The sequence below is a fragment of the Megasphaera intestinihominis genome (assembly GCF_040096415.1).
GTDB classification, from domain to species: Bacteria; Bacillota; Negativicutes; order Veillonellales; family Megasphaeraceae; genus Megasphaera; species Megasphaera intestinihominis.
The window spans coordinates 1-20315 of record NZ_JBBMEU010000002.1; the positions used below are offsets into that span (position 1 = coordinate 1).

Here is a 20315-nt window from a genome sequence, read left to right on the forward strand (position 1 = left end):
CAGTTAAGCCCGCAAACGCCGAAAGTACTTGGGGGGAGGCCCCCTGGGAGGATAGGAAGCCGCTGATTAAGAAAAAAAGCACTAGCTTAGGCTAGTGCTTTTTTTGTTGTTAGCCGTCAGCAGTTAGCAGCTAGCAAGGGCGCCCACGTGGGGCGCCCGTTCGGAATAATGGTATATCCATCATACATGACAGGTGATGCAGGAAAACACGCACATATATCAGCATACGTTATGCTCACATAGTCATAGCGGGCTTGCCACGTGCAGGCCCCTACGAAAGCGGTCCGGTGGACCGACCGCTAACGGCTAATCCATCACTCTTCCTGCGTGCGTTGGAAGATGGCGGTGACTGTCGTTCCTTTATGGAGGGTGCTGTCTAATTCCAGTTCGGCATTATTGGCCTTGGTGATGTATTTGGCGATGGATAGGCCCAGGCCGGATCCGCCTGTGTCTTTGGTGCGGGACGAATCGACGCGGTAGAAGCGTTCAAAAACGCGTTCCAGGTCTTCTTTGGGGATGCCGATGCCTGTATCGCTGATGACATAGCGGACGGTCTTTTCGTCGGCCTGGCAGGTCAGGGTGACCTGTCCGCCGGCAGGCGTATATTTCAGGGCATTGTCGACGAAGATGCGCAGCATCTGTTTGACGCTGCCCGGTTCGGCCGTAATCAGGGCTTCGTCGTTTTGACGCAGGATGATCTGGTGTTCTTTGTCGATGAGGCTGACTTCGCTGTATACTTCCTGCAGGAGGTCGGCCGTATTGATTTTCGTAAAGTGTTTCAACAGCGTTCCATTATTGGAACGGGCAAAGAAGAGCAGGCGTTCGATGAGCTGCTTCATATAGTCCGTTTCTGATTTGATGGCCGTCAGGCTTTCGTTGAGGACGGCTGGGTCGTCTTTGCCCCAGCGGCATAAGAGGTCGGCGTAGCCGGCAATGACGGTAATCGGCGTCCGCAATTCGTGGGACGCGTCGCTGATGAACTGCTGCTGTTGTTTATAACCGTATTCGATGCGGTCCAGAGCCTGGTTGATGCTGACGGCCAGGTCGTGGAGTTCGTTCTTGTTGTCAGACAGGGCGATACGGTTGTCCAGGCGGTTGACTTCAATGGTCTTGACCGTGTCATTGATGACCTGCAAGGGGGCCAGGGAGCGCTTCATGAGGTACATACCCGTGAAGATGGTCAAGATCAGGCTGATGAGGACCGAAGCCAGGAGCTGTTTCGATAAGAGCGACACGAAGCCCGTTTCTTTATCGGGGCGCTGAGAAAAGCGCAGGTAGTAGTTCTTTCCCTGTTTGTCCGTCCAGAGCTGATAATAGGAGAATTCAGACGATTCGTTGCCTTGGACGCTGGTGGGCAGCGGCTTTTTCTGCGGATTGCTTATGGCGTCGTCGATGTAGCGGTCGCTCAGTTTGCGGACGGCATGGGTCGGGCCGTTGTCGACGATGAGATGGCCTGCGCCGTCATAAATTTGTAAGTTCATCGACGGTGGTACGTTGGCCCGGACAAATATCGTCGTATCGACCTTTCCGTAGTCGTCCAGGTATTGGATGGCCGCCGCAGCGCGGGACTTCAATTCATCGCGCAGGGAGTCGTTCATGATGTAGTGGACGCTGGTAATGGTTACGACCGATACGGTCAGGAGGATGAAAAAGACGATAGACGAATAGAGCAGGACCATTTTAGCGAAAATGGGCAGGGGAGCGATGAGCAGGTGCTGTGTCAGCCAATGATTAATCTTCTGCCACATAACCGACTCCACGGACTGTACGGATGTAGTTGCGCCCGTTCGGGCCCAGTTTGCTGCGCAGGTAACGGATATAGACGTCGACGATATTCGTGTCGCCGATGTAATCGTAGCCCCATACCTCTTCGACGATGCGCGACCGCGAGAGGACGATGTTCTTGTTCCGGACTAAATAGGCGAGGAGCTCGAATTCTTTCTTCGTCAATTTTAATTTTTTCGTTCCCTTCATGACTTCGTGACGGTCGAGGAATAAAGTGATGTCATTCAGCTGGAGAAAATTTCCCCGGTCGGCCAGCTGATGGCGTTCTCGCAGGAGGACACGGATGCGGGCAAAGAGTTCTTTGCTGTTGAAGGGTTTGGTCAGATAGTCGTTGGCGCCGATGTCCAGGCTGACGACTTTCGTTTCGATATCGTCTTTGGCTGAGAGCATCATGATCGGGACGTTCGATAGCTCCCGCGTCCGCTTACAGATGGTCAGGCCGTCGACGTCAGGCAGCATGATGTCCAGCAGGATGAGGTCGAAGTGTTCCTGGCCGATGCGGTCCAGGGCAGCGGCGCCGTTGTATTCGATGCCACATTCATAGCCTTCATGTTCCAACTCCATTTGCAGGAAGCGGGCGATTTGTTTTTCGTCTTCGACGATTAAGATATGTGTCTTTTCGGTCATATAACAACCTCCCCAAAAAAGAATTTGCACACTCTAAGCCATATACATACTATTATAACGTATAAATTCCCTTTTTTGTACTACTCATTCGGACATTGTTACAAAAATATCACGAAAATTTAATCTATTTTTAATCTTTAGGGATTTACTTTTCGCCAGAACCTGTTATTATAATATATGTAGAACAGATCATCTACGAGACGTTGGAGAAGTAAGTTGTTCATATACCCCTCGAACACCCCTATCTTATTTTCTTCAACTGCTGAGATATTGTCTTCCCCCGATGATATCTTGCAAAAAGAGAAAGCCGGCTCCCCTCGCCGGCTTTTTTCTATTTCTACGGAAAATGATTTTGGCGAAATTTTGAGAAAATTTTTTTGGACAATCGCAAAAACCTAGGAAATACCTATATCTTTACCCATTCGGTATTCATTGACAAGTCTGTCTATTCGTGTAATAATGAGGAAGACGAAGGGGAGATTCCCCCGAAGGCTTGATGTTTGGAGGTGAAAACCATGCATGTTATTTCCGACGAATGCGTAAAATGCGGCGCTTGCGCTAGCACTTGCCCGACCGGTGCCATCGAAGAAGGCGAAACGAAATACGTTGTAACTGATTCCTGCATCGACTGCGGTGCTTGCGAATCCGCTTGTCCTACAGGCGCTATTGCAGCTGAATAATTGCTTCGGCAAAAGGCTGTCGCAGAAGGCTTTGGCCATCATGCGGCGGCCTTTTTTTATTGAATTTTCCCTGTTTCTGTGATAGGATAAAAGCACTGTAAGATGCATAATAGGAGGAGTTTGCTTTGTATGTATTAGGCATTGCCCTGGCCGTGACCGTTGTCGATCAGCTTACGAAATACGCTATCCATCAGGCCATGGTCCTTCATGAATCCATTCCGGTCATTCCGGGATTTTTTCATATTACTTATATTTTGAATCGCGGTGCTGCTTTTGGGATTTTAGAAAATCAGCAGTGGCTCTTTTTAGTCATGGCCTTGGCCTTATTCCTGCTGTATGGTCTATTCCGCAAGAAATTGCCGGCGACGCCCTGGGTCTATGGCGGGGCGGGGCTGCTTTTGGGCGGTGCCTTGGGCAATGCCCTGGATCGGACGCTCCGCGGGGCAGTAACAGATTTCTTCGATTTTCGCATCTGGCCCGTATTCAACGTTGCCGATATCGGTATCGTCGTCGGCGTCGCACTTTTGTTATGGTATAGTTGGACCCATATTTCGGATAAATGAGGATGAAGACATGGAAGAAAAGAAATTAATAGTCACAGAACAGGAACAGGGAAAGCGGCTGGACGTCTATTTGACGACGGCCCTGGATATTTCGCGCAGTTATGCCCAGCAGCTCATTCAGCGCAAGGAAGTCACTGTCAACGGTAAGGAAGCCAAGGCTAACCGCCGCCTCAACGAAGGCGATCAGGTACAGGCTGTCATCGAACTCCAGGAAGAATATAAGGTGGTCCCGCAGGACATCCCCTTGGATATCGTCTATGAAGATAAGGACATCATCGTCGTCAATAAGGCCCGCGGCATGGTCGTCCACCCGGCTGCAGGCAATCCCGACGGGACCCTGGTCAATGCTCTGCTCTATCACTGCCAGGGCGAGTTGTCGGGCATCAACGGCGTCATCCGCCCGGGTATCGTCCATCGCCTGGACAAGGATACGTCAGGCGTCATGGTTGCCGCCAAGACCGATGAAGCTCATAAGGGGCTGGCCGAACAGATTAAAGAACATTCGGCGCACCGGACGTACTGGGCCCTGGTCCACGGCAATATTTCGGAAGAACGGGGCGTCGTCGATGCCCCTATCGGCCGCCATCCCAAAGACCGGGTCAAGATGGCCGTCACCTTTAAGGGTGGCCGCGAAGCTGTGACCCATTTCAAAGTATTGAAGCGCTATGGCGATTACACCTGGGTCGAATGTAAGCTGGAAACGGGCCGGACTCATCAGATCCGCGTCCACATGGCTTATATCCACCACCCGGTCGTCAACGACCCTTTATATGGGTATAAGAAGGACGATTTCCCTATCGACGGTCAGGCCCTTCACTCGCATAGTCTCGATCTGGTCCATCCGATTACGGGGAAGGCCATGCATTTTGAAGCGCCAGCGCCGGCTGATTTCCTGGCCTGCCTGGAACGGGCGGAAAAGAAAGACTGACAGGTGGTGAGTCACATGTGGAAAGAAAAGACACTGCTCATGGACGAAAAAGCAATCGGCCGGGCTATCCGCCGCATTGCCCATGAAATCATTGAACGCAATAAAGGCCTGGACAAGACGGTACTCGTCGGTATCCATACGCGCGGCGTCCCCCTGGCTCAGCGCCTGGGCCGGGAACTGGCAGCTATCGAAGGCCGGGATGTGCCCGTGTATGATCTCGATATTTCGGCTTATCGCGACGACGACCGCAAGAGCCCCATCGCCGTCAGCGATGCCGGCAAATTCGATGCCGACGGCCAGACGGTCATCTTAGTCGACGACGTCCTGTTCACGGGACGGACGGTCCGGTCAGCCCTCAATGCCATCATGGAACTGGGGCGGCCTCAGTTCATCGAACTGGCTGTCCTCGTCGACCGGGGTCACCGGGAACTGCCGATCCGTGCCGATTATGTCGGCAAAAATGTGCCGACGTCGCGGAAGGAAGACGTGTCGGTTCAATTAAAGGAAACCGATTCGTGCGACCGCGTCGTCTTGCGGGAACAGAATTGATTTTCCCCTTATTTCTTGCTATACTTAAGTGAACATCGCACGAAGTTTTCGACCATCTTATCTGGTTATCCTGGCGTTAATGTTTGAAGATTGATGTAAATTTTTAACCATCCGCTAACAACTGACTGCTAGCCACTAACCACTTAAAAGAGCTTGTCGCACGTGCGACAAGCTCTTTTAACTATATCCTAGAAAGAAGGGGTTATCATGAAAAAAATTGTCAATGATGTCAACAACGTTGAAGAGGAAATGATTCAGGGCCTGGTCAAATCGGCACCGAAGAAGCTGCGCAAACTCGATTATGGGACCATCGTCGTCCGGGCCGACAAAAAAGAAGACAAAGTCGCCCTGGTCAGCGGCGGCGGCAGCGGCCATGAACCGGCTCATGCCGGCTACGTCGGCACGGGCATGCTCGACTGCGCCGTGGCCGGGACGGTCTTCACGTCGCCGACACCGGACCAGGTCCTGGAAGGCATCAAAGCCGTAGCGACGGATAAAGGCGTCCTCTGCGTCGTCAAGAACTATACAGGTGATGTCATGAACTTTGAAATGGCCATCGAAATGGCAGCCGATGAAGATATCAAGGCCGACTATGTCGTCGTCAATGATGACGTCGCCGTCCGGGACAGCCTGTATACGACGGGCCGCCGCGGCGTAGCCGGTACGATTTTCGTCCATAAGATCGCCGGTGCCAAAGCTAAACAGGGCGCTGAACTGCCGGAAGTCAAGGCCGTCGCCGAAAAGGTCATCGCCAACGTCCGCTCCATGGGCATGGCCATCGAACCGTGCACTGTTCCGGCTGCGGGAAAACCGGGCTTTGAACTGGCCGATGATGAAATGGAAATAGGTATCGGCATCCATGGCGAACCGGGGACGCATCGGGAAAAAATGCGTCCGGCCAATGAAATCGCCAAGATGCTCGTCGACCAGATTCTGGCGGATCTCGATTATAAAGGTCATGAAGTCGTCGTCCTCATCAACGGTATGGGCGGGACGCCGCTCATGGAACTGTACATCGTCAACAACTTCGTACAGGATTATCTCAAGGAACAGGGCATCAGCGTCTACGACACGATGGTCGGCAATTATATGACATCCATCGAAATGGCTGGTTTCTCCATCACTCTCCTGCGCCTGGATGACGAAATGAAGGCTCTCTACGATGCACCGGCCGATACGCTGGCCTGGAAAAAATAAGAGAGGATGAGTTCATTGGATACGAAACAGATGGCAGCCATCGTCGAAGGGATGGCTAAGAAAATCGAAGCAGAAAAAGAATATTTGACCGAGCTCGACAACGAAATCGGTGACGGCGACCACGGCATCAACCTGGCCCGCGGCTTTGAAGCCGTCGAAAAGAAGCTGCCTTCCCTGGCAGGCGGTGACATCGGTGCCCTGCTCAAAGGCGTCGGCATGCAGCTCGTGTCGACAGTTGGCGGCGCATCGGGCCCGCTCTACGGGACGGCCTTTATGAAAGCCGGCATGGCCTGCAAGGGCCTGACGGAAATCGACGGACCTGCTTTCGTCAAAGCCATGGAAGCCGCTGTCGACGGCATCAAGATGCGCGGCAAGGCGACAGAAGGCGAAAAGACCATGCTCGATGCCTTGTGCCCGGCACTGAAAGTCCTGCAGGATGACGTAACGGCCGGCAAATCATTGAAAGAAGCCTTGCAGGATGCAGCTCAAGCTGCGGAAAAAGGCGTAGAATACACGAAGACCATTATCGCTACCAAAGGGCGTGCCAGCTATTTAGGCGAACGCAGCCTGGGCCATCAGGATCCGGGCGCTACGTCGTCGCTCTATTTGCTGCAGGTCCTGGCTGAAATGGCCTGATCTTTAGGAGTGAAGGAAAAGATGGTAGGAATCGTATTGATTTCCCACAGCCAGAAGGCCGCTGAAGGGGCCGTTGAACTGGCCCGCATGATGGCGCCTGATGCGCCTATTGCCGCTGCCGGCGGACTCGAAGACGGCAGCCTGGGAACGAGTTTCGAGAAAATCACGGCGGCTGTCGAAGCCGTAGATCAAGGCGATGGCGTCGCCTGCATCATGGATATGGGCAGTGCCGTCATGACGGCAGAAATGGTCGCTGAAAGCCTGGACGACCGGCAGATACAGCTCCTGGACTGCCCCTTCGTCGAAGGGGCAGTCATCGCCGCCATTGAAGCAGTTGGCGGTACGCCTCTGGCTGCCATGCAGGATAAAGTAGAAGCCAGCCGGGACAGGAAGCTGTAAGGTATCATGATGAAGCGCTTCTTGAAACGCCTGCTCCTGTTCCTGGTCTGCCTGGCCGTCATCTTGGGCGGTATCGGGGCTTATATCGGAAACATGGCTTATGAAGAATTTTATGATGCTCCCTGGGACCAGCTCCTGGGCATCGAGAACCACAGCCGAGACGTGTCCACCGTCCGCCAGTGGGAAAAGGAACGGGGCTGGGAACCGGTCCGGGTCAATGGTCAGGACGGGACGATCCTGCGCGGGACGTATATCGAGAACCGTCATGATTCCCATAAGACGGTCATCCTCATCCACGGCCTCTACCAGAATCGGTCCATGTGCCTGCCTTATATGGAAGTCTATCGCCGCCTGGGCTATAATATCCTGCTCATCGACCTGCGGGGCCACGGCGAAAGCGAAGGGGCCCATACGGAATGGGGCATCCGGGAAATCGATGACCTGGCCATGTGGTGCCAGTGGCTGCGCAACCGCGATGAACAGATGAGCATCGGCCTGCACGGCGTCTCCCTCGGAGCGGCCATGGCCCTGCTGTATGCAGGCAGTGAATACGGCAAGGACCTGTCCTTTGTCGTCGCCGATAGCTCTTATGGCAATATCATCTCCCTGGGACGGGAGAAATTGTGGCAGGCTTCAGGAGATAAGCGGGCTATCTGGAGTTATGACCTCCTGGACCCCTTCTTCCAGGCTGCCATGTTCTACCATACCCACAAGACCGTGTCTTCCCTGGAACCGGCGCAGGCTGTGAAGCGGATGAAGATGCCTGTCCTCTTCCTTCACGGCAGCGACGATGCCCTGGTGCCGGTCAAGACGGCAAAGAGCCTCTATGATAATTGTACGAGCCCGAAAAAAGAACTCTATATTTTTGCCGACTCTCCTCATGCTGTCGGCATTGAAACAGACCGCAGCGATTACCTGCGCGTCGTCAGCCGTTTCATAGAAAAGGATGTCCTCAATGACTAGGAAGGCGTCGGACTATGCATTTCCGATACTTGACTATTTCCCGCCATCCTGCTATTATTAGTATAGTAAATGACCGCCGTCTACTACATGTAGTAGACGGCGGTCATGCGTTTGCTATGCGCAGTGGAGGAGGAAGATTATGAACGAACAAGAATGGCTCGGTGCAGAGAATCAGCTCGGCCTGGATATTTGGAAGAATAAATATTGCGATAACGGCGAAACCTTTGACCATTGGGTCGGCCGCATCAGTGGCGGCGATGAAGAAGTCGCCGATTTGATCAAAACCAAGAAATTTCTCTTTGGCGGCCGCATCCTGGCCAACCGGGGACTGGAATATGAAGGCAAGAAGATTACCTTGTCCAACTGTTACGTCATGACGCCGCCGGAAGACAGCATCGAAAGCATCTTCGACCGGGCCGGGAAATTGGCCCGGACCTACAGCTACGGCGGTGGCTGCGGCATCGATATTTCCCGCTTGAGTCCGAAAGGGGCGCGCATCAACAACGCGGCCAAAGAAACGAGCGGTTCTATTTCCTTTATGACCCTCTATTCCCTGGTCACGGAACTGATCGGCCAGAACGGCCGCCGCGGGGCCTTGATGATTTCCATCGACTGTGCCCATCCTGATGTCCTGGATTTCATCAAGCTCAAGACGGACCTCAATAAGGTGACTAAGGCCAATATTTCCATCCGCCTGAGCAATGAATTCATGGAAGCCGTCAAGGAACACAAACAGTTCCGCCTCCATTTCAAGCGACAGGAAACGGGGCAGGTCATTGAAAGCCTGGTCAATGCAGCCGACGTCTTCCGCCTGGTCGCAGAAACGAACTGGGACTATGCCGAACCGGGCGCCCTGTTCTGGGACCGCATCAAATCGTGGAACCTCCTGGCCCACACGCCGGAATTTTCCTTTGCCGGCGTCAATCCCTGCGCCGAAGAACCGTTGCCGGCCGGTGGCTCCTGTCTCTTGGGCAGCATGAACCTGTCCAACTTCGTCAACGATCCCTTTACGCCGAACGCTACCTTTGATTTCGATGAATTCAAGCGCTGCGTCCGCATTGCCGTCCGGGCCCTGAACGATGTCCTCGAAGAAGGCCTGCCCCTGCATCCCTTGGAAGAACAGCGGGAAAGCGTCAAAGCCTGGCGCCAGATCGGCCTGGGCATCATGGGCCTCGGCGACATGCTCATCCAGATGGGCCTGACTTATGGCAGCACAGACGCCGTCGCCTTCTGTCATGATATCGGCTTTGCCATGGCCGATACGGCTATCGCTGCGTCGGCAGAACTGGCTCATCAGCGCGGTGCCTTCGAAAAATGCCATATCGATGAAATCATGAGTACGCCTTATTTCAAAGCCAACACGACGGAAGCGACGGCCAAACTGGTCAAGGAATACGGCCTGCGCAATTCCCAGCTCCTGACCATCGCCCCGACGGGGACTTTGTCGACGATGCTCGGCATTTCCGGCGGCATCGAACCGATTTATGCGAACTTCTATGAACGCAAGACGGAATCCCTCCACGGGACGGACGTCTATTATAAGGTCTATACGCCTATTGTCGAACGCTATATGAAGAAGTACCACATCAAAGACGACGGCCAGCTTCCGGAATACTTCGTCACGGCCCTGACCCTGGATTATCATGAACGCGTCGAAATGCAGGCAGCCTGGCAGCAGCACATCGATGCGTCCATCAGTTCGACAGTCAACGTGCCCAACAGCTTTACCGTCGAAGATACGGAAGACCTCTACCTCTTGGCCTATGAAAAGGGCTGTAAGGGCCTGACCCTGTTCCGCGACGGCTGCAAGCGGGCCGGTATCCTGACGACCCATGAAGAAGAAAAACGTGTACCTACGGCTGGTGAAGGCCTGGAACGCGGTGAAATCGTCAGCATCGACGACAACGTCATCGGCAAGAAACGTAAACTCATCACGGGTTGCGGCAGCCTGCACTGCATGGCTTTCTTCGATCCCCAGACAGGGGCTCTCCTGGAAACATACCTCAGCAAGGGCTCGACAGGCGGCTGCAACAACTTTATGATCGGCTTGTCGCGCATGATTTCCATCAGTGCCCGCGCCGGCATCGATATCTATACCATCGTCGACCAGCTCAATTCGACAGGCAACTGCCCGTCCTATTCGGTGCGCCGGGCGACGCGCGGCGATACCAGCCGCGGTTCGTGCTGCCCCATGACGGTCGGCAACGCCCTGCTGGAAATGTTCGATGAAGTCCAGGAAGAACTGCATCAGACGGCATCCGTCGCCAGCGGCCATACGCCAGTCAAAAAGACGCCGGTCCGGCCGAAAGCTGAAAAGAAGGTCACAGCCGAAAGCATGCTCTGCCCCCAGTGCGGCGAACCCTTAGTCTTTGAAGGCGGCTGCAACACCTGCAAAAACTGCGGCTGGAGTAAATGTAATTAAGATGCTGACGCCCCATATGGGGAGGCCCGTCTTACCGCATCTTGACGCATCTGCCTGCGTCAGCAATTCCTCGACGTAGCCCTGCTACGCCTTGCGGATTGCTTCCTTGTCAGATACGCCAATCTGCGGCAATCCGAACCACCTCATATGGGGTGTCAGCATCGAGTCACGGCCTTTGTTAGGCAATGTGGTAAACTGACGTTTCCCAGAGACGGTATCAGACTCCGGGCTGTGGGAGATTTGGAAAAGCCAATGAGTCGTGCCACTGGCTGACGCTGGCCTGGCAATCCAACTGCCCCCCAGAGACGGCATCAGACTCTATGCAATCTCTGGAAAATTGGGAAAAGCCAATGAGTTGTGCCACTGGCTGACGCTGGCTTTTAGGAAATGGGCAATCCGGACTGTAGGGGTCGCCACGTGGGCGACCCGCTGGAGACTGATAGTGATAGCCCATGGCAGGATGATGGGACTGATTTATCGGCTACGAGCACGCACCTACGGCTGTTGGGGGATGATCCTGTTAAAATTTGTCTTGACAGGCAGGGCGTTTGTGTTTATAATAAACGTAATTTTACAGAAGGCGATGAAGGAGAAGCAAATTATGGGTCCTTTCAGAGAACTGCCGGGTGGTGCGAGGCAGCAGGGCTGTAAGGCGTTCCGCTCTGGAGCTGCAAATGATGAATTTGACGGGTACGCCCGATATAGCGGTACAAGTTGGCCGAAAGGCAAGTTGGGTGGCAACGCGGGAATATCGACTCTCGTCCCTTTGATGGGACGGGAGTTTTTTTATTGGTATGGCAGAAGACTTTCCCTGCGGTCTTCGCGCAGTAAGAGGTGGAAATATGAAGAGAGTGTACAATTTCAATGCAGGTCCATCGGCAATGCCTTTGGAAGTCCTCAAGGAAGTTCAGGATGAATTCCTCGATTTCAATCACACGGGGATGAGCATCGTCGAAATCAGTCATCGCAGTGCTGCCTATCAGGAAATGCAGGACGACACGGTAGCGACGCTGAAGAAGCTCCTGGCTGTTCCAGATGATTATCATATCGTCTTCATCCAGGGCGGCGGCAGTATGCAGTTCGTCATGCATGCAGCAAATTTCCTCAAGAAGCGCGGCGGTTATCTGAATACTGGGGTATGGTCCAATAAGGCCATGGAAGCCGCTTCCTTCTACGGGGAAACGTATGAAGTCGCTTCGAGCAAAGCCGATGGCTTTACGTACATCCCCAAGGCAGACCGTTTCGTCGTCAAGCCCGACACGGACTATATTTACATGACATCGAACAATACCATCCATGGGACGGAATGGCATGATTTCCCGTCTTTCGACGTTCCCTTGTTCTGTGATATGTCCAGCGATTTCCTCAGCCGTCCGGTCGATGTGAAGAATTTCGATTTCATCTATGCCGGTGTCCAGAAGAATGTCGGCCCGGCCGGCGTCGTCGTGGCCATCATCAAGGACGACTTGCTGAAGAAGGTCTGCCGTGATTTGCCGCTCATGCTGCAGTACAAGACCTATGTCGACCACGATTCGACGTACAATACGCCGCCGGTCTTCAACATTTATTTCGTCAATAAAGTGGCCCACTGGCTCGACGATAACGGCGGACTGGCTGCCATGCATGAACGAAATAAGAAGAAAGCGGCTATCGTCTACGGTGTCATCGACGACAGCAACGGCTTCTACCGCGGCCATGCCCGCGTAGATTCGCGCAGCCTCATGAATGTCACCTTCAACCTGCCGACGAAGGAACTGGAAGCCCAGTTCGTCGCTGAAGCGGCTGATCACGACCTCATCGGTGTCAAGGGGCACCGTTCCATCGGCGGCTGCCGGGCATCGATTTACAATGCCGTTACCGAAGAAGGCTGCCAGGCTCTGGCCGATTTCATGAAAGCGTTCCAGAAAAAACATTAATGTATTACATAGGGGGAGAAGAAAATGAAGATTTTAGTCAGCGATGACGTATCGATGAAAGGCGTAGATCTCTTACGCGAAAATGGATATGAAGTAGATGTGAAGAAGAACCTCGATGAACAGGGCCTCATCGACTGCATCGGCGAATACGACGGCCTCATTACCCGTTCCATGACCCACGTCACGGAAAAGGTCATCGAAGCGGCTACGAAATTGAAGGTCATCGGCCGTGCCGGTGTCGGCGTCGACAGCATCGACTTGAAGAGTGCGACGGCACGGGGCATCGTCGTCGTCAATACGCCGACGTCCAACACCCTGGCCGCTACGGAACATACCTGCGCCATGATCATGGCCATTACCCGCCACATCCCGCAGGCCCACAACTCGCTCATGGCCGGCAACTGGGACCGCAAGACCTTTACGGGCATCCAGCTCCAGAACAAGACCATCGGCATCATCGGCGTCGGCCGCATCGGTTCGCGCATTGCCAAACGCATGCAGGCTATGGAAATGAAGACCATCGGCTATGACCCGTACATCCCGGAAGAACGGTTCAAACAGCTCGGCGTCGAACAAGTCGACTTGGATACGCTCTTCAAGCGGTCGGACTACATCACCATGCATACGCCGCTGACCAAAGAAACGCGGGGCCTCATCGGCAAGGAAGAAATCGCCAAGATGAAAGACGGCGTCCGGGTTATCAACGTATCCCGCGGGGCGGTCCTCGATATCTATGCACTGGCTGAAGCCCTCAAGAGCGGCCACGTCGCCGGCGCCGCTATCGACGTCTTCCCGACGGAACCGCTGACCAAGGACATCAACCCCTTCCTGGGCATGGATAACGTCGTCATTACGCCGCACCTCGGCGCTTCGACTGTCGAAGCTCAGATCGGCGTTTCCGTCGACGTCGCCGAAGGCGTCATGGAAGCCCTGAAAGGCGAACCCGTCGCTACAGCCGTCAACATGGCTCCTGTACCGCCCAATGTCTACAATGTCATCCATCCTTATTTCGACCTCATGGAACGCATGGGCAACCTGGCCGTTTACCTGGCCGATGCGCCGATGAAGGAAATCGAAGTCGAATACACGGGCGAACTGGCCGATACGGAAACGCGCCTGCTGACGACGGCCGTCCTCAAAGGAGCCCTCAATCCGATCCTCCAGGAATCGGTCAACTACGTCAATGCCGCCGAAGTCGCCAAGACGCGCCACATTGCCATCAAAGAAATCAACAGCCAGTCCAATGGCTATTTCGTCAACTCCGTCACTGTCCGGGTCCGCACCAATAAGGGCGAACACGCCATCGTCGGCGTCTTGTTCAACGGGACGGAAGCCAAAATCGTCCAGATCGATGAATACCGCGTCGACTTCACGCCCGAAGGCTACCTGCTCCTGGTACCGCACGTCGACCAGCCGAACATGATCGGTCAGATTTCGACCATCCTCGGCCAGGCTCATATCAACATCATGGGCATGCAGGTCGGCCGCATGACCAAATCGGGCAACAACATCATGGCCATTGCCGTCCAGGATGACATCCCCAACGACATCATGGTCAAGCTCCGCTCGATCAACGGCATCCTCGATATGAAGCTCATTCACTGCGATATTCACTAACAGGGGGAAACTATGGTACGCATCATACTCATTCGCCACGGCGAAACACAATGGAATATTGAAGGCCGTTACCAGGGCCAGGAAGACACGCACCTGAGTGAACGGGGCCTCCGCCAGGGCCATATGGTCGCCGAAGGCCTGAAGGATACGCCCATCGACGTAGCCATTTCCAGCCCCCTCGAACGGTCGTACATGACCTGCTCTTTCTGTGCGGACCTCCACGGCCTGCCGGTCCTCAAGGACGACAGGCTCCTGGAAATCAACCACGGCGATTGGGAAGGGAAGCTGGCCGATGAAATCGAAGCCAAGTATCCTGAAGAATTCCACCGCTGGCATACACAGCCTCATACGGTGACCATGCCCGGCCAGGGCGGCGAATCCCTGGAAGATGTCCGCGTCCGCGCCCGCGCTGCCTTTGATGATTACGTCCGGAAGTACGACGGCAAGACGGTCCTCGTCGCCGCTCATGACGCCGTCAACAAGGCCATCATCTGCGATGTCCTGGGCCTGGATATGAGCCATTTCTGGCAGATTAAACAGGATAATACGTGTATCAACGTCTTGGAATGTCAGGACGGCGTATGGCGCCTGGTCCTGCTAAATTCTACGAATCATATGGGGTATTTGTTCAGCGGTATTGAACAGAAAGGCTTATAAGGCTATAATACGAGGGGTATAAAAGCATATTTACTGAGGAAGGAAGAAACTATCATGTTAGATACGAAATTCATCCGCGAACACGTGGAAGAAGTCAAAGAAAATATTAAGAACCGCCATGCCAAAGCCGATGTCGACGCTTTCGTCGCCTTGGACAACCAGCGCCGCGACATTCTTCAGAAAGTCGAAGCCATGAAGAACGAACGCAACACGGTCACCAAGGAAATCAGCCAGCTCAAACGCAACAAAGAAAATGCGGACGCCCAGATCGCAGCCATGAAGAAGCTCGGCGACGACATCGACGTTCTCGATAAAGAAGTCAAGAAAGTTGAAGCTGACATGCGCGCTATCCAGCTCATGATCCCCAATATGTGCCACCCCTCGGTCCCCGTTGGCAACGACGACAGCGACAACCCGGAAGTCCGCAAATGGGGCGAACCGACGAAATTCGATTTCCAGCCCCTCAATCATTGGGATGTCGGTGAAAAACTGGGTATCCTCGATTCCGAACGGGCTGCTAAAGTCACGGGTGCCCGCTTCTATTATTACATCGGCGCCGGCGCCCGCCTGGAACGCGCTGTCTACAACTTCATGCTCGACCAGCATACAGAAAAGGACGGCTACACCGAAGTCATCCCGCCGTACATCGTCAACCGCGATTCCATGACCGGTACAGGCCAGCTGCCGAAGTTCTACGAAGATATGTACAAGCTCAACGTCGAAGGCGAAGAAATGTACATGATCCCGACGGCAGAAGTACCGCTGACCAACTACTACCGCGGTGAAATCATCGACGGTGCCAAGCTGCCGGTCTACTTCACGGCCATGACGCCGTGCTTCCGTGCCGAAGCCGGTTCGGCTGGCCGCGATACGCGGGGCCTCATCCGTCAGCACCAGTTCCACAAAGTTGAAATGGTCAAATACGTCGCTCCGGAAACGAGCTATGATGAACTCGATAAACTGACCAACAACGCCGAAGATATCCTCAAGGCCCTGGGCCTGCCGTACCACGTCGTCTGCCTCTGCACGGGCGATATCGGCTTCTCCGCTGCCAAGACCTTCGACGTCGAAGTCTGGTTCCCGGCACAGGGGAAATACCGTGAAATCTCGTCGTGCTCCAATACGGAAGATTTCCAGGCACGCCGGGCCAATATCCGTTTCCGCCGCACGCCGAAATCGAAACCGGAATTCGTCCATACCCTGAATGGCTCCGGCCTGGCTGTCGGCCGTACCGTCGCCGCTATCCTGGAAAACTACCAGCAGGCTGACGGTTCCGTCATCGTACCGGAAGTCCTCCGCCCGTACATGCATTGCGACGTGATCACGAAACAGTAGTAGGGGACGCCCAAAGGGCGTCCCGCAGTTCGCATTCACAGGCCGCCGGTCGCGTTCGTAGGGGGCTGTCGCACGAAAAATTTTGCCATCATACACGGTCCCTTTTACTTTATAGTTTGTAGTACAGAGTTTGTAGAAGCTGGCTTTAAATTTTTTACCATTTGCTGCAAACTAAAAACTGCAAACTTCAAACTCGAAAAAGGCGTTCGCCTGCGATAAACGATGAACGAAAAAACTCCTGCCCCGAGGCAGGAGTTTTTTTACTCTGTCTAGAAGTAATACTATATATGTATTTCAATTATTTTTAGATAGGAGGTTCACTATGGATCGCGTATTGACCTTGGAATTTGTCCGCGTTACCGAAACGGCTGCCGTCAAGGCTGGCCGCCTCATGGGGAAGGGCGACAAGATGGGCGCTGACCAGTTGGCTGTCGATGGGATGCATTCGATTTTATCGACGGTTCCTATTGATGGGACTGTCGTCATCGGCGAAGGCGAAATGGACGAAGCGCCGATGCTCTATATCGGTGAAAAAGTCGGCGCCGGCGGCACGGAAGTCGATATCGCCGTCGACCCGCTGGAAGGGACGAACCTGACGGCGAAAGGCCAGGATGGGTCCATTGCCGTCATGGCCATCGCCCGCAAGGGGAACTTGCTCCACGCTCCGGACATGTACATGGAAAAGCTCTGTGTCGGACCGCGGGCCAAAGGCCGCATCGACCTGACCCAGCCCGTTCAGGAAAACCTGCGCCGCATCGCCGAAGGCCTGGAACGAGGCATCGACGATCTGACCGTCGTCATCCTCGACCGGCCGCGCCATCAGGAAATCATCGACGAATGCCGCAGTGCCGGCGCCCGCATCAAGCTCATCACGGACGGTGACGTCTCGCCGGCTGTCGACGCCGGTATCGAAGGGTCCGGCGTCCACGTCCTCATGGGCATCGGCGGCGCTCCGGAAGGCGTCCTGGCTGCAGCGGCCCTGAAATGCCTGGGCGGCGATATGCAGGCCCGCCTCATTCCCTATACCGACGAAGAACGGAAGCGCTGCTGGGAAATGGGCATTGATGACATCAACCGCGTCATGACCCTCGACGACCTGGTCAAAGGCGACGACTGCATCTTCTCGGCGACGGCCATTACCGATACGCCCATGATGCGAGGCGTCCAGTACTTTGGCGGCGGCGCCCGCACCATGTCCGTCGTCATGCGCTACAAGAGCGGCACGATCCGCTTCATCGACACGTTCCACCGCTTCGACAAGAAGGCCAAATGGAGTATTCATTTGTAAAAGCCGTAGTTCGCAGGCCGCAGGTTGCTGTTAGCCGTCAGCCGCTAGCGGTCAGCAGCTAGCGGTCAGCAGTTAGCGTCCCGCTTGTAGGTTGAAGAAAAATTTCCGAGTGATTTCGTCTGTAGGGGCTTGCACGTGGCAAGCCCGCTCCGGAATATGAGTGATTTTCCGGATTGGGAGAACGTCGTCAAATATCCAGCGGGTCGCCCACGTGGCGACCCCTACAGCTTAAAAAGGGCTTATCGCACGGCGACAAGCCCTTTTTTTTTCTCCCCTTTTATGGTACAATGACTTGATAGTAATTATATGCTCATAATGGCACCTTAAGCGCCATTGCCTTTGGGCCATTTAGAATAAACTACTCGAATAGTATTAGGAGGCACCAGAATTGGAGAAACTTGTTATTCATGGTGGAAAGCCCTTACAGGGTACGGTTCGCGTCAGCGGGGCTAAAAATGCCGTGCTGCCTATCATTGTCGCATCTATGCTGGGAACGACGCAGAGTACTTTGACAGAAATCCCGAAATTAGCCGACGTACATACCGTCTGTGACGTCATCGCGTCCCTCGGCGTTCATATAGAACATCCTGAAAGAGATACACTGGTCATCGATGCCCATGAGCTGACATCGACAACGGCTCCGTATGATTTAGTGCGCCGTATGCGTGCATCTTTTTTGGTTATGGGACCTTTACTGGCCCGCAAGGGGAGGGCCCAGATTTCCCTGCCCGGCGGCTGCTCCATCGGTGCCCGTCCTATCGACCTGCACCTCAAGGCTTTTGAAGCCATGGGAGCCGTCATCAACCTGGAAAACGGAGACATCGAAGCGACGGCACCGAATGGCCTCAAAGGGGCTCAGATCTATCTCGATTTCCCCAGCGTCGGCGCTACGGAAAATATCCTCATGGCTGCATCCATGGCCGACGGTAAGACGGTCCTGGAAAATGCCGCAGAAGAACCGGAAATCGTCGATTTGGCAACGTACCTCAACAGTATGGGCGCCAACATCCGCGGTGCCGGCACCAACGTCATCCGCATCGAAGGCGTCAAGGAACTGCATGGCGCCAATCACGCCGTCATCCCCGACCGCATCGAAGCGGGTACTTTCATGGTCGGCGCGGCCATGACCCAGGGCAATGTCTTCGTAGAGAATACCATTTCGGAACACTTGAAGCCCCTCATTTCCAAATTGAAAGAAGTCGGCGCCGAAGTCCAGGAAGAAATCGACGGCATCCGCGTCATCGGCCATGAACCGCTTCGCCCGGCCGATATCAAGACCCTGCCTTATCCCGGTTTCCCGACAGACATGCAGGCCCAGTTCATGGCCCTGACGACTATCTGCCAGGGGACGAGTGTCGTCACCGAAACGGTCTTTGAAAACCGCTTCATGCACGTCGACGAATTCAAGCGCATGGGCGCCAAGATCCGCATCGAAGGCCGCAGCGCCATCGTCGAAGGCGTCCCCAGGCTCAAAGGGGCCTCTGTCAATGCGACGGACCTGCGGGCCGGTGCTGCCTTAGTCCTGGCTGGCCTCGTCGCCGAAGGGAAAACGGAAGTCGGCTATTTATACCACATCGACCGCGGTTATGATAATCTCGTATTAAAATTACAAAGGCTAGGTGCAGACATTGTTCGCGTCAATATTGAGGAAGAAGAAAACTAAGAAAAGAGTACAGCCGAAACAGTCCCACTCGTTCTTTCTGGCCAACTGGTTCGGCAGCGATATCGCTATCGACCTGGGAACGGCCAATATCATCGTGTTCGTCAAGAACCGGGGCATTGTCGTCAATGAACCGGCCGTCATCGCCGTCGATACGATGGAAAATAAAGTCGTCGCCATCGGCCGCGAAGCCCAGGCTATGCTGGGGCGGACGCCGCGTAACATCCACGCCTACCATCCGCTGCGCAACGGCGTCATCGCCGACTACGACGCGACGGAATACATGCTGCGCTACTTCATCCGCAAGGCCATCGGCAAGGCACTGATCTTTAAACCCCGCGTCGTCATCTGCGTCCCGTCGAGCGTCACCAACGTCGAACGGCGGGCCGTCATCGAAGCGGCCATGCAGGCCGGTGCCCGCAAGACGACGGTCATGGAAGAACCGCTGGCTGCCGCTATCGGCGCCGGTCTGGACATTGCCACGTCTAATGGTTCCATGGTCGTCGACATGGGCGGCGGGACGACGGACGTCGCCGTCCTCAGCCTGAGCGGCGTCGTCATCAGCGAATCCCTGCGCATTGGCAGCAACACTTTTGACGAAGCGATTATCCGCTATTTGGAAAAGATCAAGCACGTCGCCATCGGTCAGCACACAGCAGAAGAGCTGAAGATACTCATCGGCACGGCCATGGGCGACGGCCGGCGCATGACAGCCGATGTCCGCGGCCGCAGCACGGAAACGGGCCTGCCGACGTCGGTCGATATCGACTCGCAGGAAATCCGCCAGGCCCTGGACGAACCGATTCAGACCGTCCTCAAGACGATCGTCTCCATCCTGGAAAAGACACCGCCCGAACTGGCTGCGGACATTGCCGACCATGGCATCGTCCTTACCGGCGGCGGCCTGCTCCTGGATAGTTTCGACCGCCTCATTTCCCAGACGACAGGCATGGCCGCCTATCTCTGCGATGAACCTTTGTTGTGCGTCGCCAACGGAGCCGGTAAGGCTTTGCGGGAAATGGACCGCTTAAAAGATAGTTTTGATGATTTATAGAGTGCTCCGCAGCAGGCGGAGCTGAGAAGGAGGGAGCCG

General features: G+C 54.6%; 18 protein-coding genes. 16 read left to right on the forward strand and 2 right to left on the reverse strand.

Going from position 1 to position 20315, the window contains the following annotated elements:
* Positions 1-314: 314 nt before the first annotated feature.
* Both WMO23_RS00505 and WMO23_RS00510 read right to left on the reverse strand, forming a co-directional pair.
* On the reverse strand, positions 315-1748 hold the full coding sequence (locus WMO23_RS00505) for a sensor histidine kinase (RefSeq protein ID WP_296821034.1): 1434 nt from the start codon (positions 1746-1748) through the stop codon (positions 315-317).
* Positions 1732-2412: a response regulator transcription factor gene (locus WMO23_RS00510; protein WP_020309681.1), complete on the reverse strand. Its 681-nt coding sequence runs from the start codon at positions 2410-2412 to the stop codon at positions 1732-1734. Before WMO23_RS00510 ends, WMO23_RS00505 begins: the two co-directional genes overlap by 17 nt.
* 515 nt (positions 2413-2927) lie before the next feature.
* Here WMO23_RS00510 and fdxA point away from each other — a divergent pair.
* The 16 genes from fdxA (at position 2928) to WMO23_RS00590 (ending at position 20276) form a co-directional block, all read left to right on the forward strand.
* Positions 2928-3092, forward strand: a complete 165-nt coding sequence (gene fdxA, locus WMO23_RS00515) for a 4Fe-4S ferredoxin (RefSeq protein WP_020309680.1) — start codon at positions 2928-2930, stop codon at positions 3090-3092.
* 125 nt (positions 3093-3217) lie between these two features.
* On the forward strand, positions 3218-3655 hold the full coding sequence (gene lspA / locus WMO23_RS00520) for a signal peptidase II (protein WP_020309679.1): 438 nt from the start codon (positions 3218-3220) through the stop codon (positions 3653-3655).
* Positions 3656-3665: 10 nt separating this feature from the next.
* Positions 3666-4583 (forward strand): RluA family pseudouridine synthase, encoded by a 918-nt coding sequence (locus WMO23_RS00525; RefSeq protein ID WP_020309678.1) that lies wholly within the window; start codon positions 3666-3668, stop codon positions 4581-4583.
* A gap of 15 nt (positions 4584-4598) precedes the next feature.
* Positions 4599-5132, forward strand: coding sequence for a bifunctional pyr operon transcriptional regulator/uracil phosphoribosyltransferase PyrR (gene pyrR / locus WMO23_RS00530; RefSeq protein WP_292261590.1), 534 nt, complete (start codon positions 4599-4601; stop codon positions 5130-5132).
* Positions 5133-5339: 207 nt separating this feature from the next.
* Entirely contained in the window at positions 5340-6329 is a 990-nt protein-coding gene (gene dhaK / locus WMO23_RS00535; RefSeq protein WP_020309676.1) for a dihydroxyacetone kinase subunit DhaK, read from the forward strand.
* A 6-nt stretch (positions 6330-6335) separates the two neighbouring features.
* On the forward strand, positions 6336-6965 hold the full coding sequence (dhaL, locus tag WMO23_RS00540) for a dihydroxyacetone kinase subunit DhaL (RefSeq protein ID WP_239639869.1): 630 nt from the start codon (positions 6336-6338) through the stop codon (positions 6963-6965).
* Positions 6966-6986: 21 nt separating this feature from the next.
* Positions 6987-7364 (forward strand): dihydroxyacetone kinase phosphoryl donor subunit DhaM, encoded by a 378-nt coding sequence (gene dhaM / locus WMO23_RS00545; RefSeq protein ID WP_020309674.1) that lies wholly within the window; start codon positions 6987-6989, stop codon positions 7362-7364.
* A 6-nt stretch (positions 7365-7370) separates the two neighbouring features.
* Complete coding sequence (locus tag WMO23_RS00550; RefSeq protein ID WP_020309673.1) at positions 7371-8327, forward strand: alpha/beta hydrolase; 957 nt, start codon at positions 7371-7373, stop codon at positions 8325-8327.
* A 139-nt stretch (positions 8328-8466) separates the two neighbouring features.
* On the forward strand, positions 8467-10749 hold the full coding sequence (locus tag WMO23_RS00555) for an adenosylcobalamin-dependent ribonucleoside-diphosphate reductase (RefSeq protein WP_296821036.1): 2283 nt from the start codon (positions 8467-8469) through the stop codon (positions 10747-10749).
* A gap of 842 nt (positions 10750-11591) precedes the next feature.
* Complete coding sequence (gene serC, locus WMO23_RS00560) at positions 11592-12665, forward strand: 3-phosphoserine/phosphohydroxythreonine transaminase (RefSeq protein ID WP_292262353.1); 1074 nt, start codon at positions 11592-11594, stop codon at positions 12663-12665.
* A 24-nt stretch (positions 12666-12689) separates the two neighbouring features.
* Positions 12690-14282 carry a phosphoglycerate dehydrogenase gene (serA, locus tag WMO23_RS00565; protein WP_301876882.1) on the forward strand — a complete coding sequence of 531 codons (1593 nt, stop codon included), beginning with the start codon at positions 12690-12692 and terminating at the stop codon, positions 14280-14282.
* Positions 14283-14294: 12 nt separating this feature from the next.
* Complete coding sequence (locus tag WMO23_RS00570; protein WP_292107600.1) at positions 14295-14939, forward strand: histidine phosphatase family protein; 645 nt, start codon at positions 14295-14297, stop codon at positions 14937-14939.
* Between the two features lie 54 nt (positions 14940-14993).
* Entirely contained in the window at positions 14994-16274 is a 1281-nt protein-coding gene (gene serS / locus WMO23_RS00575) for a serine--tRNA ligase (protein ID WP_292262347.1), read from the forward strand.
* A 322-nt stretch (positions 16275-16596) separates the two neighbouring features.
* Entirely contained in the window at positions 16597-17562 is a 966-nt protein-coding gene (gene glpX / locus WMO23_RS00580) for a class II fructose-bisphosphatase (RefSeq protein ID WP_020309666.1), read from the forward strand.
* Between the two features lie 388 nt (positions 17563-17950).
* Positions 17951-19225 (forward strand): UDP-N-acetylglucosamine 1-carboxyvinyltransferase, encoded by a 1275-nt coding sequence (gene murA, locus WMO23_RS00585; protein WP_292298506.1) that lies wholly within the window; start codon positions 17951-17953, stop codon positions 19223-19225.
* Entirely contained in the window at positions 19206-20276 is a 1071-nt protein-coding gene (locus WMO23_RS00590) for a rod shape-determining protein (RefSeq protein WP_020309664.1), read from the forward strand. The genes murA and WMO23_RS00590 overlap by 20 nt, the downstream gene beginning before the upstream one ends.
* The last annotated feature ends 39 nt before the right edge of the window (positions 20277-20315 follow it).

Excerpts from the sequence above, each read along its gene's own strand:
- WMO23_RS00505 (WP_296821034.1), bottom strand. The coding sequence starts at position 1,748 with ATGTGGCAGAAGATTAATCATTGGCTGACACAGCACCTGCTCATCGCT.
- WMO23_RS00510 (WP_020309681.1), bottom strand. The coding sequence starts at position 2,412 with ATGACCGAAAAGACACATATCTTAATCGTCGAAGACGAAAAACAAATC.
- fdxA (WP_020309680.1), top strand. The coding sequence starts at position 2,928 with ATGCATGTTATTTCCGACGAATGCGTAAAATGCGGCGCTTGCGCTAGC.
- WMO23_RS00525 (WP_020309678.1), top strand. The coding sequence starts at position 3,666 with ATGGAAGAAAAGAAATTAATAGTCACAGAACAGGAACAGGGAAAGCGG.
- pyrR (WP_292261590.1), top strand. The coding sequence starts at position 4,599 with ATGTGGAAAGAAAAGACACTGCTCATGGACGAAAAAGCAATCGGCCGG.
- dhaK (WP_020309676.1), top strand. The coding sequence starts at position 5,340 with ATGAAAAAAATTGTCAATGATGTCAACAACGTTGAAGAGGAAATGATT.
- dhaL (WP_239639869.1), top strand. The coding sequence starts at position 6,336 with ATGAGTTCATTGGATACGAAACAGATGGCAGCCATCGTCGAAGGGATG.
- dhaM (WP_020309674.1), top strand. The coding sequence starts at position 6,987 with ATGGTAGGAATCGTATTGATTTCCCACAGCCAGAAGGCCGCTGAAGGG.
- WMO23_RS00550 (WP_020309673.1), top strand. The coding sequence starts at position 7,371 with ATGATGAAGCGCTTCTTGAAACGCCTGCTCCTGTTCCTGGTCTGCCTG.
- WMO23_RS00555 (WP_296821036.1), top strand. The coding sequence starts at position 8,467 with ATGAACGAACAAGAATGGCTCGGTGCAGAGAATCAGCTCGGCCTGGAT.
- serC (WP_292262353.1), top strand. The coding sequence starts at position 11,592 with ATGAAGAGAGTGTACAATTTCAATGCAGGTCCATCGGCAATGCCTTTG.
- serA (WP_301876882.1), top strand. The coding sequence starts at position 12,690 with ATGAAGATTTTAGTCAGCGATGACGTATCGATGAAAGGCGTAGATCTC.
- WMO23_RS00570 (WP_292107600.1), top strand. The coding sequence starts at position 14,295 with ATGGTACGCATCATACTCATTCGCCACGGCGAAACACAATGGAATATT.
- serS (WP_292262347.1), top strand. The coding sequence starts at position 14,994 with ATGTTAGATACGAAATTCATCCGCGAACACGTGGAAGAAGTCAAAGAA.
- glpX (WP_020309666.1), top strand. The coding sequence starts at position 16,597 with ATGGATCGCGTATTGACCTTGGAATTTGTCCGCGTTACCGAAACGGCT.